The organism is Sphingomicrobium nitratireducens, from assembly GCF_026157035.1.
Taxonomy (GTDB): domain Bacteria; phylum Pseudomonadota; class Alphaproteobacteria; order Sphingomonadales; family Sphingomonadaceae; genus Sphingomicrobium; species Sphingomicrobium nitratireducens.
In genome coordinates this window covers 78,038-94,042 of record NZ_JANJZA010000002.1, presented here as the reverse complement: position 1 = coordinate 94,042, position 16,005 = coordinate 78,038, and the positions used below count along the sequence as shown (strand labels likewise).

Annotated in this window: 10 protein-coding genes; 5 read left to right on the top strand and 5 right to left on the bottom strand. The window is 66.0% G+C overall.

The features are described 5' to 3' along the window. The first annotated feature begins 354 nt into the window (after positions 1–354). Genes NNY25_RS11085 through NNY25_RS11075 form a run of 3 tightly spaced genes read left to right on the top strand, consistent with a single transcriptional unit; the run spans position 355 to position 4,786 of the window. Positions 355–924 (top strand): PAS domain-containing protein, encoded by a 570-nt coding sequence (locus NNY25_RS11085; protein WP_265571653.1) that lies wholly within the window; start codon positions 355–357, stop codon positions 922–924. A 59-nt stretch (positions 925–983) separates the two neighbouring features. Then, entirely contained in the window at positions 984–4,430 is a 3,447-nt protein-coding gene (locus NNY25_RS11080) for a chemotaxis protein CheB (RefSeq protein ID WP_265571651.1), read from the top strand. Further along, a complete protein-coding gene (locus NNY25_RS11075) occupies positions 4,427–4,786 on the top strand; it encodes a response regulator (RefSeq protein WP_265571649.1) in 360 nt (119 codons plus the stop codon). The genes NNY25_RS11080 and NNY25_RS11075 overlap by 4 nt, the downstream gene beginning before the upstream one ends. On the opposite strand, the gene NNY25_RS11070 is transcribed toward NNY25_RS11075, so the two are convergent. The 4 genes from NNY25_RS11070 to NNY25_RS11055 are packed head-to-tail and all read right to left on the bottom strand — an operon-like array spanning position 4,783 to position 9,005. After that, positions 4,783–6,195, bottom strand: coding sequence for an efflux transporter outer membrane subunit (locus NNY25_RS11070; RefSeq protein ID WP_265571648.1), 1,413 nt, complete (start codon positions 6,193–6,195; stop codon positions 4,783–4,785). The two genes, NNY25_RS11075 and NNY25_RS11070, sit on opposite strands and share 4 nt — an antisense overlap. After that, a complete protein-coding gene (locus NNY25_RS11065; RefSeq protein WP_265571646.1) occupies positions 6,192–7,160 on the bottom strand; it encodes an HlyD family secretion protein in 969 nt (322 codons plus the stop codon). The genes NNY25_RS11070 and NNY25_RS11065 overlap by 4 nt, the downstream gene beginning before the upstream one ends. Continuing rightward, complete coding sequence (locus tag NNY25_RS11060) at positions 7,147–7,872, bottom strand: ABC transporter ATP-binding protein (RefSeq protein WP_265571645.1); 726 nt, start codon at positions 7,870–7,872, stop codon at positions 7,147–7,149. Before NNY25_RS11060 ends, NNY25_RS11065 begins: the two co-directional genes overlap by 14 nt. Next, entirely contained in the window at positions 7,869–9,005 is a 1,137-nt protein-coding gene (locus tag NNY25_RS11055; RefSeq protein WP_265571644.1) for an ABC transporter permease, read from the bottom strand. The genes NNY25_RS11060 and NNY25_RS11055 overlap by 4 nt, the downstream gene beginning before the upstream one ends. A gap of 104 nt (positions 9,006–9,109) precedes the next feature. On the opposite strand from NNY25_RS11055, the gene NNY25_RS11050 reads away from it, so the two are divergent. Next, positions 9,110–10,591, top strand: coding sequence for an FGGY family carbohydrate kinase (locus NNY25_RS11050; protein WP_265571643.1), 1,482 nt, complete (start codon positions 9,110–9,112; stop codon positions 10,589–10,591). Here NNY25_RS11050 and NNY25_RS11045 read toward each other — a convergent pair whose 3' ends face one another. Continuing rightward, positions 10,592–12,892, bottom strand: a complete 2,301-nt coding sequence (locus tag NNY25_RS11045) for a bifunctional salicylyl-CoA 5-hydroxylase/oxidoreductase (protein WP_265571641.1) — start codon at positions 12,890–12,892, stop codon at positions 10,592–10,594. It abuts the gene before it with no gap. Positions 12,893–13,514: 622 nt separating this feature from the next. Between NNY25_RS11045 and NNY25_RS11040 the strand changes: the two genes are divergently transcribed. Then, on the top strand, positions 13,515–16,005 hold a 2,491-nt coding region (locus NNY25_RS11040), incomplete at its 3' end, for a DUF5801 repeats-in-toxin domain-containing protein (RefSeq protein WP_265571639.1).

Below are 16,005 nucleotides of genomic sequence, written 5' to 3'. Positions count from 1 at the left end.
ATCATCTCGACGGTGGCGAAGCGCGACAGCGCGCTGGCGGGCGTGAGCTTCGGCGGCAAGGCCGGCAAGGTCGACGTCAGGGTCGGATACGAAGCGATCTTCAACGGTCGCGAGACGGTCCACTCGGGCGCGTTCCGCATCCGCCTGCCGCTCGGCGGCAGCCGCTAAGCGAAACCGTCTACACGGCCCAAACAAGAGGCCCGGGAGGAAACTCCCGGGCCTTTTTGCGTGTGCGCGCCAGGAGTTTCTCAAGCCAACACAGGAACTTGTCACAAGTGGCGCCGTTGGATCGCCATCGAGGGGCGTTCTGGCGTTTCCGAACGCACGCTCCGTCCATGGGTCTGGAAAAGCGATGTGAATGCAGTCCCCGCAGGGGTCGCCCAATATCTCGGGACGGCGAACCTTGCCCTGTCCCTCAGCCCGGTCGATTCCCCGGATGCAGAGCTGCTCCAGGTCAACGACCGCTTCTGCGCGTTGACGGGATATGCCGAGGCGGACGTGCTCGGGCGAAATTGCCGCTTCCTCCAACGCCATCTTACCCACCAGCCAGGCGTCGCGCCGCTGCGCGAGTTCATGGCCGACCGAAACCGTCGCCGCGTTCGCACCCACCTCATCAACTTCCGTGCCGACGGCACACCGTTCATCAACCAGTTGACGCTGCATCGGCTGACCGGGCCAGGCGGCACGCCGAGACTGATCCTGGCCTCGCAGTTCGACGTGAGCGCGGCCGCGCCGTCCGAATTGCTCGACTACAATGCCGAACTGACCGAACAATTGCGCCCTCAGATGAGGGGCCGCGACGAACGAGAAATGTATCTCGGGTCGATCCAGTCGATCGCCGAGGCGGCGGCCGCGATATCGCAGGCGCGCTTCTTGATGGACGAAGCCGACCGTGCGGGGATACTCGGAATTCATCACCCCTAGGACTGCACAGTCCTGCACCGGCACTTCACAAGCTTGGAACGCCTCCGTATTGATTTGTCATGGTCAACGAGCCTGAGACAGTCGCGGGCGATTCGACGCGGGACGAAACCGACCTCCCGATCGTGGGGATCGGCGCTTCCGCCGGCGGTCTCGAGGCGCTGCGCGAAATGCTCGGCGCGGCGACCGGGCCCACCGGCATGGCGTTCGTCGTCGTCCAGCATCTCGATCCCGATCACGAGAGTCTGCTTGCCCAACTCCTCTCGCGGGAGACGGCGCTGACCGTCAACCAGGTCAAGGGAGGCGAGACGCCCGCCGAAGACCATGTCTACATCATTCCGCCAGGGCACGGGCTGAGGATCGAGGCCGGACAGCTGCGCCTCGTCGATTTCGAGCGCCCGCGCGGCATGCGCCGTCCGATCGACGATTTCTTCGAATCGCTGGCCGAGGAAACGGGGTCGATGGCGGCCTGCGTGGTGCTTTCCGGAACGGGTGCGGACGGCGCGCTGGGCCTGCGTGCGATCAAGGAGCATGGCGGCATCGCGTTGGCGCAGGAGCCGACCAGTGCGCGTTACGACGGTATGCCACTCGCGGCCGTCGGGACCGGCCTTGTCGATTTCGTGCGCGAGCCAAGCGAACTGATCCCCACCCTGCTCGACTATTTCGCGCGAAGGCGCGACGAGCGGATCGGCGAGGGTGCCTCGGTCGTCGCCCACAATATCGACCAGCTCTGTTCGACGATCCACGAGGTCATCGGGCACGATTTCTCCGGCTATAAGCGCTCGACCCTCGAGCGGCGTATCGAACGGCGCATGCAGGTCCTCGGAATCGAGACGGGCGAGGAGTATCTCGCGCGGATCCGCAACGACGTGGACGAATGCGACGCGCTGTTCCGCGATCTCCTGATCAACGTCACCCGCTTCTTTCGCGACCGGGAGCATTTCGAGGTGCTGCGCGAGTGCGCGATCGTGCCGCTGGTCAGGAAATATGCGCATAGCGGTGAAATCCGGGTCTGGATCCCGGGCTGTTCGAGTGGCGAGGAAGCCTTTTCGATCGCGATGATGCTGGCCGACGAGGCGGACAAGCAGCGGGCACGGCCCGATATTCAGATCTTCGCGACCGACATCGACGAGCGCATGCTCAATATCGCGCGCGACGGGCTCTACCCGCCCGCCTCGCTCGCCGACATGCCCGACGAATTGCGCGAGAAGTTCATGGTCGTCGAGGGGGACACGGTGGCGGTGGCCCCGAGAATTCTCGATATGGTCCGCTTCTCGCAACACAGCCTGATCAAGGATGCGCCGTTCTCGAAACTCGATCTGGTGAGCTGCCGGAACCTGTTGATCTACTTCGGCGACAGGCTCCAGCAGCTGGTCATTCCCCTTCTCCATTACTCCTTGATGGAAGGCGCCTTTCTGTTCCTGGGCCCGTCCGAAACGATCGGGCGCTTCGACGACCTTTTCGAACCGATCGACCAGAAGGCACGGCTGTTCCGGCGGATGGAGGGGCGCGGCACCTATCCAGTCGAACTCCACTCCAGCGCGCCGCCGCGCGCTCGTCTCGATCGCGCGCTGGCGCGGCGTGGACATCCCTCGCCGGCCACCGAGCAGAACAGCGCGGTCAAGCGCATTCTCGAGCGCTATTCGCCCGCCGCACTGGTGGTCGACATGCATGGCGATATCGACGCGAGCTACGGCCGCCTGTCGCGTTATTTCGAATTTCCGGGAGTACAGGGCGGGCGCACCAGCGCGGCCTCGCTGGCGCGGCCGGGACTGCGCGAGATCCTGCTTCCGCTGATCCGCCAGACTCAGGCCGAACGCAGCCGCGTCGTCGCGCGGGCGGTCTCGGTCCAGTCCGAGTTCGGCAGGCAGACCATCAACGTCATCGCCGACCCGTTGCCCGACGGACAAATCCTGCTCGTGTTCCGCGAGGTTGAAGCCTTCAAGCCGGGTGTCGACGACGACCTCACCGACATGGGGCCCAACGACAGCCAGGTGCAGATTCTCGAGGACGAGCTCAGGATCGCACGGCATCGGCTGCGCAGCACCGTCGAGGAACTCGAGACGGTCAACGAAGAGCTCAAGAGTTCCAACGAAGAAATGATGTCGATGAACGAGGAGCTCCAGTCGACCAACGAGGAGCTGACCACGGTCAACGACGAATTGAAGTCCAAGGTCGACCAGCTCACCGTCGCCAATGCCGACCTCAAAAACTTCTTTGACAGCACGCAGCTCGCGGTCGTTGTCCTCGACCACGATCTCAGCGTACGCAGTTTCACCGAGGCCGCGACGGCGATCTTCCCGCTCAAGGACACCGATCGTGGGCGCGGGCTCGACGACATGACCGCGCGGCTCGACAACGACCAGTATCTCGACGACGCGCGCGCGGTCATCGCCGGTCACCCGTCGATCGAGCGCAATATGGAGACCGATGACGGTCATTGCTTCCTGCTGCGCACGATGCCGTACCGGTCGCTGGACGGATCGATCAGCGGGGCGACGCTGGTCTTCACCGACATCACCGCTGCCAAGGTCCTGGAGCGCGAATTGGCGGCCGAGCGCGAGCGGCTGGCGCTGGCACTCAAGGTGTCGGGGATCGGCGTCTGGGAATATTATGCCGACGACGATGTCCGGGTCCTCGACGAACGGGCGCAGAAGATGTTTTTCCTCGAGCCGAAGGAGCGCTATCCCGCCGACGAAATTCTCGACCGCATCGCCGACAAGGACCGCGACCGCGTGCGAGCGGGACTGGCCAAGGCCGCAGGCGGCTTCAAGGACTATGCCGAGACCTTCACCGTGATCGGCCCCGATGGCGAGGAGCGCGTGCTGCGCGGGCTTGGACGCCATGCCCCCGAGGGCGACAACGCCAAGGTGGTCGGGGTCAATTTCGACATTACTGCGGAGGCGGAAACGGTGGCGATGCGCGAGCTCATGCTGCGCGAAATGAACCACCGCGTGAAGAACCTGTTCGCGATCATCGGAGGGATGATCAGTCTCACTGCGCGCGACATCGACGATGCGAACGAACTGGCGACCACGCTTCGCGAGCGGATTGCCGCGCTCGGGCGCGCCCACTCGCTGACCAACGACACGATCGAGGAGCAGGAAGAGACGCTCGGCGCGCTGATCGAGGCGACCCTGGCACCCTATCGCGACCATCGCGGGGTGACGATCGAGGGCGAGCCCGTCGATATCCGTCCGAGCGCGGTCTCGGGACTTGCGCTGCTTCTCCACGAGTGGGCGACCAATTCGGTCAAATACGGTGCGCTCGGCGATAAGGACGGGACGCTCGCGATCGGATGGGCGCCGACCAAGGACGGCGGGCTCAGGCTCGACTGGACCGAGAAATCTTCCCGGCCGAGGAACAGCACGGAAAGTGAGGGGTTTGGTAGTACATTGGTCGCAGTGTCCGCGAAACAACTCGGGGCGAGCGTCGACCAGGAGCGTGACGATGGGGGCTTCCGATTAACGCTGTTGCTGCCGCCAAGCTGCCGGATCAGGCCGGAGTGAAGATCCTCGTCGTCGAGGATGAGTATATCATCGCGCTCGACATCGCCCACACGCTCGAGGACGCAGGCTACGATGTACTCGGACCGTGCGAGGACGTGGCGGGCGCCTTGGCGCTGATCGAGGGCGAATTGCCCGACGGCGCGATCCTCGACGTGCAGCTCGACAACGAGACGGTGCATCCGGTCGCGCGCAGGCTTTCAGAGGCCGGTGTCCCGATCGTGTTCCATTCGGGACACGCCCAGCCGTGCGATCTCCAAAAGGAATTCGAGGCAGCGCGCTTCTGTTCGAAGCCGTGCGCGCCGCAGCAGCTCGTCGAGACGGTCGGCGAAGCCATCGACGGGGCCGCAAAGGCCTAGTCCCGGGGGAGCGGACCGCCTCCCAACGCCTGCCACAACCTGATCCTCGCGCGCTGCGCCCGTCCTCGCGCGGCAGCCGCCTCGGCCTGTCCCGCATCGGCTAGGCGCTGCTGTTCGAGCGCCTCCGACAGCGTCGCAAGGCCGGCGTCCATCCGGGTGCGCGTCAGCCGGGCCGCGTGGAGCGCTGCGGCGGCCTGCTGGTGCGAAGCCTCGGCCTCCATGTCGGTCGCAGCGACGAGCCCATAGCAAGCCTCTGCCTCGCCGAAAGCGGTGAAGACGGTTTTTCGGTAATCCTCGAAGGCCAGCCGCGTCGCGGCCTCGGCCCGATCGATCTCGGAGGCGATCCGGCCGAAATCGAGCAGCGGCCCGGCCAGCCCCGCCCCGAGATTGCCGACGATGCTGCCCGTCTCGAACAGGTCGCCGAGCGCGAAGGCGAGAAGGCCGATGCCCGCCTTGAGGTTGAGCCTTGGGAAACGGGCGGCCGCCGCGGCGGCGACCTCGGCATCGGCGGCGGCGAGGCGGGCGGCGGACGCGGCGATGTCGGGCCGCCTGGCGACAAGAGTGGAGGGAAGCGCGGGTGGCGGACCGGCAAGCTCGTCCGGAAGGGCGCCATCGCCCATGATGGCAACGACCTCGTCGGCCGGAAGCGCGGTCAGGGCGACCAGTCGTCCCGTCAAGAGCGCCTGCTGCCCGGCGATGGCTGCGACACGGGCCCTGGACGCGGCGGCCTGCGCGGCGGCGCGTTCGGAGGCGATGCCGGGCGTCAGGCCCGCCGCCTCGCGGATCCGGGCAAGGCGGCCCAGTTCCTCGGCGCCGCGCGCATCCTCGGCGAGCGCACGCCCCTGTGCTTCGATGGTGCGCCAGTCGATCACGGCCGCCGCCACTTCGGCGATCAATGCCACGCGCATCGCGGCCGCGTCGGCGCTTGCCGCGTCGACACGATAGGCGGCGGCGCGCTGCGATGCCTTGAGCCGTCCGAACAGGTCGGCGTCCCAATCGGCCGAGAGGTTGGCGCCGTAACCGACCAGCTCGCGATCGAACTTGACGAGGTTGGCGACGTCGGCCCCGAACATGTCCGGGTTGATGCGGCGTCCCTCGACACCGGCATTGTAGCCCACCGAGGGCATGCGCTCGGCGCGCGCACGCGAGGCGATCGCGCGGGCCATCTCGATCCGCGCCATCGCACCGGCAAGATCGGGGCCCTCGTCGAGTGTGCGGCTTGCCAGCAACACGAAGGCCGGGTCGTCGGGGAGGAGGGCGGCAAGTTCATGCTCGCTAGCGGCACGATTGCCCGGGGCCATGACGAACGTTTCGGGCACGGCGACCTGGTCCGGCGTCGGCGACGGGTCCGGGTGGCCCGCACATGCCGACAGAGCAAGCAGGCTGGCGCTCGCGATCAGCCGTTTCACCGATCGACTTTCGCGGGGATGAAGGCGTCGACCTGCTGTCCGACGCGAAAGTCGCCGGCCGCCTCGTCGGGCAGCGCGAAGATCAGTTGCATGACGCGCACGTCGACCCGCTCGGACGCCTGGTTGGTGAGCGAGCGCTTGGGGACCACCAGCGGTTCGGCGCGCACGAAGCGCGCATCGACCCGCGTGTCGGCTTCCCCGCGCGGGCTGACCACGGCCGCCTCGCCGATCGCGACACGCCCGACCTCGTCCTCGTCGATGTCGATGCGCACGTGAAGCGGATTGGTCTCGCCCATCAGCACGTATGGGCCGCCCGCGCCGGGGCCGGCAGTGACGGTTTCGCCCGGGCGGACGTCGACGCCGAGGATCTCGCCCGCGATCGGGGCGCGGACGGTCGAACGTTCGAGCTCGGTTGCCGCACTGGCGCGGCGCGCGCGGGCGTTGGCGAGTTCGGCCTCGGCGACTTGGCGGCGTGCGCGTGCGCTCGATGCGTCGCCTTCGGCGCGGATGACTTCCGCGCGGCTGACGGCCGCCGCATCCTCGACCGATCGGTACAATGCCAGCTGGCGGGCCGCGGTGGCTTCCGCGTTGCGGGCCTCCGCGATAGCGGCGCGGGCACTGGCGATCGCGGCGTCGCCTTCGCGGATGCGTGCTCTTGCCGAGCGCGTGTCGACGCGGAACAGCGGCTGTCCCTTCGACACGCGTGCGCCCGGCGAGATCATGACTGCTTCGACGACCCCGGATAGCGAGGTGCCGATCGCGATCGTCTCGCTCGACGGCTCGACGACGCCTGCTCCGGCGACGCGCGGCTTGCCTGCGATTTCGCCGCCCGCCCTGAAAGGTGTCTCGGGAGGGTCGGTAACCGCTCGGTCGGGCGTGCCGGTGACAATGAAGACGATCGCCGCGATGAGCCCCGCCACCGCGATCAACGGCAGAATCTGCCGGCTGAAGCTAAGCCGTGCCATCCATGTCCTCCTCTACCGGCACTTCCTTGCCGTCATGGGTGATGAGGCCGTCCTCCATCACTAGGATGCGGTCGGCGAAGTCGAAGATGCGATTGTCGTGGGTGACGATGACGCAGGCGCGGTCCTCGCCCACGGCCAGTTCGTGCAGCAGGTCCATCACGCGGCGTCCCGAGCGTGCATCGAGCGCCGCGGTCGGTTCGTCGCAGATGACCAGACGCGGGTCGTGGACGAGCGCGCGCGCGATCGCGACCCGCTGCTGCTGCCCGCCCGACAACTGGTGCGGATACTTGGCGGCCTGGTCGCCGATGGCGAGCCGTTCGAGCATGCGGTTGCCGGCGGCGAGCGCGTCGTGGCGGTTGACCCCGCGCGCGATCAGCGGAACCGCGGCGTTGGCGGCGGCGTCGATCGTCGGGATCAGGTTGTACTGCTGGAAGATGAAACCGATGTGGCTCAGCCGGTAGTCGACCAGATGGCGGTGATCCATCGCGAAAATGTCGGTCCCGAACAGTTTCACCGTGCCCTCGCTGGGCGTCAGGATGCCGGCCATGATCGACACCAGCGTGGTCTTTCCCGATCCGCTCGCGCCGACGAGGTAGGTGAGGTCTCCGGCCGCGACGTCGATGTCGATGCCGTGCAGCACCGGGTGGACGTGATGGGCCGTAACGAAGGATTTCTTCACGCCGTGGACGCTGACCGCGATGTCGCCGCTCATCGGAACACCTCCGCCGGGTCGACCCTGAGCACGGGGCGGAGCGAGAAATAGCCGGTGATCGCGAGGATGACGAACACGGCGAAGAGACTGAGCAGCGGGATTTGCCAGGGCGTGTAGAAGCCCTTGAAGGTCGGATCGTCCTCGAACAGCTTGATGAATAGCGTCGCGCCGAACACGCCGAAGCCATAGCCGATGAGCCCTACGACCGCGGCCTGTGCGCGGACCATCTTGCGGATCATGTGGTTCCTCACCCCGATCGCCTTGAGGGCGCCGAACTGCTTGATGTTGTCGCGGATGAAGAGGCTGAAGGTCAGTCCGACGATGGTGATGCCGATGATGAAGCCGAGCGTGACCGTGATGCCGAAGTTGAGCGGGATGCCGGTATTCTCGATCAGATAGTCGACCCCGTCGCGCGCGAATTGCTCGCGGGTCCGTGCGCGCAGCCCGGTCTCGCTCTCGATCCGGTCGACGAGCGCCTGCGGGTCGGTCCCGTCGGTCGCGCGCACGAGAATGAAGGTCAGCCGGTTGCGTGCGCCGGGCACGTAGGTCAGCGCGTTCGAATAGCGGGTGTAGAGGATCACCTGGCTGGTGAAGGTCGGTTCGGCATCGACGATGCCGCGAATGACCGCGCGGCGGTCGTTGAGTTCAAGCCGGGTGCCGATCGGGTCGACCTCTTCGCCGAACAGCCGCGCGGTGCCGACCGAATCGATGATCACGCTGTCGGGCATCGCCAGCGCGTTGCGGTCGCCCGCGATGATCGCGTCGGGCAGGCCGACCAGGCTGGTATCGTCGACCCCGATGATCGTTACGCGTTCCAGGTCGCCGTCGGGGGTGCGGACGGTGGCGCCCTCGCGCAGGTGCGGTGCCGCCCACTCGACCCCGTCGACCGAGCGCACCCGTTCGAGCGCGGTCGAAGGCATCGCCAGCGCGGTATCGGGGGTGCGGCTGACCGGATCCATCACCCAGATGTCGTTCGAGCTGATATTGTAGACCGCGGTCGTCCCGCGCCCGAGGAAATTGACGAACAGGGTGAGCTGCTGGGTGATCAGCAGCGTCGAGAAGGCGATTCCGAAGACGAGCCCGAAGAATTTCTGGCGGTCGCCGGTCAGCATGCGGATCGCAATCCAGAGCATGTGCCGGCATCTCCCCCCGTCGCCCAAGCGACTCAATCTGCGTTAACCGCATCCGTCAAATGAACGACCTCGCACGCGCCGTCAAATCGGGATAGGGTCGAAAAATGGCGGATGATCCCCTGATCCTCGTGCTCGACGAGGGAACGAGCTCGACCCGTGCGCTGCTGTTCGATGCGAACGGCGAGGTGTGCGGCGTGGCGCAGCGCGAGCTGGCGAGCCGGCATCCGCAGCCCGGCTGGGTCGAGCAGGATGCGGCAGCGCTGTGGGAGACGACGCGGGCGGTTGCCGCCGACATGATCGCCAAGGCCGGCGGCGCGCAGCGGATCGCCGCGATCGGTATCACCAACCAGCGCGAGACGGTGGTCGCATGGGACTGCAAGACGGGCGAGCCGCTCGCCCCCGCGATCGTGTGGCAGGACCGGCGGACGGCGGATGTGTGCGCAGGCTTGCGCGAGGCGGGGCACGAAGGAGCGGTCCAGACCAGGACCGGGCTGCTGCTCGATCCCTATTTTTCCGCGACCAAGATGCGCTGGCTGCTCGACCATGACGAGGCGGTACGCGCGGCAGCGGGCGCGGGAAGGCTGGCATTCGGGACGATCGACAGCTGGCTCGCCTTCAAGCTGGTAGGCGTCCACGTCACCGACGCGAGCAACGCCAGCCGTACCGCGCTGATGGACTTGGAAGGCGGCGGCTGGGACGATGATCTTTGCGAACTTTTCGGCGTGCCGCGCGCGGCGCTCCCCGAGATCGTGCCGATGGTCGGCAATGTCGGCGAGACGCGCCTATTCGGCGCGGGGATCCCGGTGACCGGCATGGTCGGCGACCAGCAGGCCGCGACGATCGGGCAGGGGTGCCTGGTGCCCGGGAGCGCCAAGGCGACCTTCGGGACGGGCCTGTTCGCGCTGGCCTCGACCGGGGAGGCGCGACCGACGTCGGATCATCGGTTGCTCTCGACCCTGCTGCTCGATGATGGGCGTCATCGCCTCTACGCGCTCGAAGGGTCGGTGTTCGTGGCAGGAAGCCTCGTCCAGTGGCTGCGCGACCAGCTCGGCCTTTTCGGCGATGCCGCCGATACCGCGACGCTCGCCGCCTCGGTCGAGGATAGCGGGGGAGTGACGATCGTCCCGGCTTTCTCCGGGCTGGGCGCCCCGCATTGGCGCGCCGACCTCAAGGGCTCGATTCACGGACTGACCTTCGCGACGACGCGCGCGCATCTCGTGCGCGCCGCACTCGAGGCGGTGACGATGAGCTGCGCCGATCTCGCCAAGGCGTTTCGCGACGACGGGGCGGCGTGGGAGCGATTGCGCGTCGACGGGGGAATGATCGCCAACGACTGGCTGGCGCGCGACCTCGCCGGGATGCTCGACGTGACGGTCGAGCGACCGCGCAACGTTGAAAGCACGGCGCGCGGTGCGGCCATGCTGGCGGCGGCTGGCGCCGGGCTCCACGAGGGCGTCGGGGAGGCGGTGGCGGCGATGCTGCCGAGGTTCGAGACATTCGCGCCCGACCTTGCGCCGGACGAGCGCGACCGGCGCCGCGCGACGTGGGACGACGCGCTCGCCCATGCACTCAAAAGGATCGGCTAGTCAGGCCTTTAGGTCGCCCGTCATCAGTTTTTCGCGTTCGAGCAGGCGGGCCAGCTGGACCAGGCCGCCTTCGTACTGGGGCGGGCACCAGATGTCGCGATAGGCCTGGTCGGCGGCCGCGCGCAGCGTCCAGTGCGGGTCGATCAGGTGCGGGCGGCCCAGCGCGACGAGGTCGGCGCGGCCCGCCATCAGGATCGCGTTGGCCTGGTCGTGCTCGGAAATGTTGCCGACCGCCATCGTGGTCAGCGCGCCCTCGTTGCGGATCTTGTCCGAAAATGGGGTCTGGAACATGCGTCCGTAGACAGGCTTCGCATCGGCCCAGGTCTGGCCCGCGGAGACGTCGATGAGGTCGGCGCCCGCCTCGCGGAAGGCCTTGGCGATCTCGACCGCCTCGTCGGGGGTGACGCCTTCCTCGCCCGCCCAGTCATTGGCCGAAATGCGCACGCTCATCGGCTTTTCGGCAGGCCAGGCGGCGCGCATCGCTCCGAACACTTCAAGCGGGTAGCGCAGGCGGTTTTCGAGGCTTCCGCCATAGTCGTCGGTGCGCGTGTTCTGGAGCGGGGTGATAAAGCTCGAGAGCAGATAGCCGTGGGCGCAATGGAGTTCGAGCATGTCGAAGCCCGCGGCGATCCCGCGCTCGGTCGCCGTGACGAACTGGTCCCTGACTTCGTCCATGTCGTCGCGCGTCATCGGGCGCGGTGCCTGGTTGCGCGGCGACCAGGGCACGTCGCTCGCGGCGATCAGCGGCCAGCCGCCATCGCCCAAGGGCACGTCATAGCCTTCCCAACCGACCCGGGTCGCGCCCTTGCCGCCCGAATGGCCGAGCTGGAGGCACATCTTTGCAGGCGTGCGCGCGTGGACGAAGTCGACGATGCGCTTGAAGGCCTCCGCCTGTTCGTCGTTCCACAAGCCTGTGCAGCCCGGCGTGATCCGTCCCGTCGGGGAGACGCAGGTCATTTCGGTGAAGACGAGCCCCGCGCCGCCATGCGCGCGCTCGCCATAATGCATCAGGTGGAAGTCGTTGGGGACGCCGTCCTTGGCCGAATAGGTCGCCATCGGCGAGACGACGATGCGGTTGGCGAGCGTCATGTCCTTGAGCGCGAAGGGAGCGAACATGGGTGGGGCGGCCTTGGGCGAGCCGCTCGCGCGTTCCCAGAAGCGGCGCTCGAGCTCGGCCACCCACTCGGGATCGCGCAGGCGCAGGTTTGCGTGGCTGATGCGCTGCGAGCGGGTCATCAGCGAGTAAGCGAACTGCCACGGCTCGAAATCGAGATAGCGGTCGAGTGTCTCGAACCATTCGGTCGAGTTGCGCGCGCTGTTCTGGAGCTTGAGCACTTCAAGCGCGCGTTCCTCGCGATATTCCTCGAGGGCCTGTTCTCGGGTCAGGCCATCGCGGGTCAGCACCTCGGCGAGCTTGATCGCGTCCTCGAGTGCGAGCTTGGTGCCCGAGCCGATCGAGAAATGGGCGGTGTGGGCGGCATCCCCGATCAGGATCGTCTTGCCGTCATGCCAGGTGCCGCAGATGATGCGGCGGAATTTCAGCCACACGGCCGATCCGCGCAGGTGCGTGGCGTTGGAGACGAGCGGGTGGCCGTCGAGGTAACGCGCGAAGATTTTCTCGCACAGCGCGACCGCCTCATTCTGGCTCTTCTCGGCGAGGCCGAGCTTCTCGAACGTCTCGTCGGCCATCTCGACGATGAAGGTCGAGCCGTCCTCGGCGAAGCGATAGGCGTGGGCCCAGACCCAGCCCGCTTCGGTCTTCTCGAAGATGAAGGTGAAGGCATCGAAGACTTTCGACGTGCCGAGCCAGACGAAGCGATTGGCGCGCGTGTCGACGTCGACCTCGAACGCCTCTTCGCGCGCGGCGCGCACGCGAGAATTGATGCCGTCGGCGGCGATCACGAGGTCCCATTGCGGGTCGGCTTCGAGCGCCGCATGGTCGACCTCGGTCTCGTAGTGGAGGTTCGCGCCAAGGTCGCGGGCGCGCTCGGCGAGTATCTCGAGCAGGCGCTTGCGCCCGATCCCGATGAAGCCGTGACCTGAGCTGGTCTCGACATGGCCGCCCAGGTGGACGTCGATATCGTCCCAGTGGGCGAACTCGCGCTCGATCACCGCGGCCGAGACGGGGTCGTTGGCCATCAGGTTCTCGAGCGTCTGGTCGGAGAAGACCACGCCCCAGCCGAAGGTCACGCCTTCGGGATTGCGTTCGAACACATGGACCTCGGTATCGGGCGCGCGCAGCAGGATCGAGATGGCGAAATAGAGGCCGGCCGGGCCGCCCCCGATGCAGGCGATTTTCACTTGGAGATTCCCGTCATTGTGGCGCGTGAGCGTAGCGGGTCGAAGCGCCACGGCAAGCCCGCACGTGATTCCCGAGTCGCAACGATGAGTCGTTTCGCTGAATCGATGATCTGTTCCGTTTCGGGACGCGGAAGGTGCATTTTTTCGAGGATTTTCCGGACTCGTTTTTAGGCGATTGCGGCGCGTCGACTCTTCACTTCTTCTCCGATGAATCACGATTAACCCATTTTATATAAGTTAATCCAAGTTAATTCACGAAGACTAGTGGAGCATCATTCGAACAACAAACTGTGGGTAACTTCGCAACTAGTCTTAATCCCAACCTCATAATTTGCTCACTTTCACAGAATGTAAGTCGATTAACTCCTACTTCTGTTTAAAAGTTAACAGCAACACTCAAATAATCTTCGACCCTTGTTTGTCATGTAGCCGACACACTAAAGGCGGTTTGCTTGCAATTCCAAAAAAGCAGGTGTTTCCTTCCTTCGGATGCGCGGGGCGCCTCTCCAGCCGTTAACCCCAATCGTTATCAGGGTGCGGTGGGGTTCCCCGCCGAGTTCAGCAGCGTCGTGGCGTGTCGTCCGGCGCATAAAACAAAGGGTGGGACATGCGTCAGGAAGACATGAGCAACCTGGGTCAGGGCCAGGACAACGAGAACAACGAAGAGAACGAGAACAACGAGGCCACCGAGGGCCGCGTGCCGGTCGTGATCCGTGCGGATGCGATCATTCTCGAACCCAACGCCGACGGCGTCGTCGTTCTTCCGGCCGAAGTTTCGCTCGGCGACATCATGGTGGTCGGCACCGATCTCGTGATCGAGATGCCCGACGGGACCCAGTACGTCATTCCCAACGGTGCGGTGTTCGTGCCGCAGCTCGTGATCGGCGGCATCGAGGTTCCCCCCACCAACCTCGCTGCGCTGCTGATCGGAACCGAACCGCAACCGGCCGCCGGCCAGACCCAGTCCTCGGGCGGCAACTTCGCCGTGCCCGTTCCGGACCTCGGGCCGCGCCAGCCGCTTGGCGACCTGCTGCCCCCGACCGAACCGAACTACACGCCCCCGACGCTCGAGCCGCTGGCGCTGTCGGTCGACAACAAGCCGCAGATCCTCGTCGGCGCGGATGACGAACCGGGCCAGCCCGGCGATCCGACCAACGGGTTCATCCTGGTCGAGAACGCCGTCACGTTCGTCGACGAAGCCGGGCTTCCCGAGCGCAACGTTCCGGTCGAGCCGGAAGGCACCAATGCAGCGGCCGACGTCGAGACCGTCTATGGCGTGATCGTCTACAATTCGCCCGACACGCCCAACGCCATCTACATCAACGGCGTCCTCGTCACCGGCGAGGCCGGCCAGGTCATTCCGGGCACGTACGGCGACCTGACGATCATTTCGTTCAACGACGGCGGCGACGGCGAGATCCAGGTCAGCTACACGCTGCGCGACAACACGAGCGGCGACAACACGAAGGACTTCTTCGACATCGTCATCGTCGACAGCAATGGCGACACCGACGAAGCGACGTTGACCATCAACATCATCGACGACGAGCCGATCGCACGCGACGACTATGACAGCCTGACCGAGGACCAGACCTCGACCGACGGCAACGTCATGTCCGGCGCGGGCACCGACAGCGGTGCTGCCGGTCGCGACACGGTCGGTGCGGACGATGCCGAACTCGGCAATCCGGGCACCTACAACCTCAAGTACGGCATCCTCGTGATCGACGCGGACGGCGAGTACACCTACACGCTCTACACCGAGGAGCAGAATCCGGCGGCCTACGCGGCCGTCCAGGCGCTGGCCAGTGGCGAGGAACTCGAGGACACGTTCCTCTATGACCTCGAAGACGGTGATGGCGATATCGACCAGGCGACCCTGACGATCTCCATCATCGGTACGAACGGCCGCCCGCAGGTGGGCAGCGACAGTGTCGTGGTCGGCGAAGAGCATATCCCGGTGATCGGCAATCCGGACGACGATCCGGACAACGGTCCCTACGAGGACATGGCCGACAGCGACAGCGCGTCGGGCGAGGTTCCCTATTCGGATCCGGACGGCGATATCGTCACCGTGACGCTGGGCGCGCCGGCCGAGACCTATTACTCGAACGGCGAGCCGATCGACGAATGGACGTTCGTCGGCGGCGTGCTGACCGGTTCGGCCGGCGGCGTTCCGATCATCCGCGTGACGATCGATTCCGTGGACTCGAACTCGATCAACTACACCGTCCAGATTCTCGGCCCCATCGATCACCCGGTCGAAGGCGTCGAGGACAACCTGTCGGTTCCCGACATGGAGATCGTCATTCCGGTCAGCGTCAGCGACGGCGAATTCACCGTTCCCGGCGGCTCGATCATCATCGACGTCGAGGACGACAGCCCCGAGGCCGGCAACGACGGCACGGCCCAGTTCTCGCTGATCGTCGACGAGAGCCCGACGGACGAAGGTAGCGATGGTATCGAGTCGGCAACGACGACCCCGGGCGCGATTGCCGCGCAGTTCGACCTCGGCAGCTTCGGCGCCGACGGCGGCGCCGACGAGGGTAGCGAGGTCTACACGCTCGAGCTGATCCTGGGCGAAGGCAACGAGAGCGGCCTGATCGCCTCGGGCTTCTTCGCGCTCGATCCGCTGGACACTTATGACGGCGACGATCCTTCGGGACCGCTCGACGGCATCGGCCAGGGCGATCCGATCTACCTCTACAAGATCGGCGACACGATCTACGGCTCGACCGCCCTTGTGGCTGGCGACGTCGACATTGATGCCGACCTGACGGACGGCAACACCTATTTCACCATCACCATCGATGACGAAACGGGCGACATCACCTTCACCCAGACGCAGAACGTCTGGCACGAACAGTATGGCGACACGCCCGCCGACTATGACGACGGCGAGACGATGGACGTCACCGGCGGTTCGCTGGTGGTCCGCAAGACGCTGACCGATTGGGACGGCGACAGCGATAGCGCCGACCTCGACATTTCCGACGGCCTCTTCACCATCGAGGACGATGGGCCGGATGCAGGCGACGATCCCGATCCGCTCAACCCGGAAGCCCCGCTGCTGGTGCTCGACGAGACCGAGACGGACGGCGAGAGCGATGACG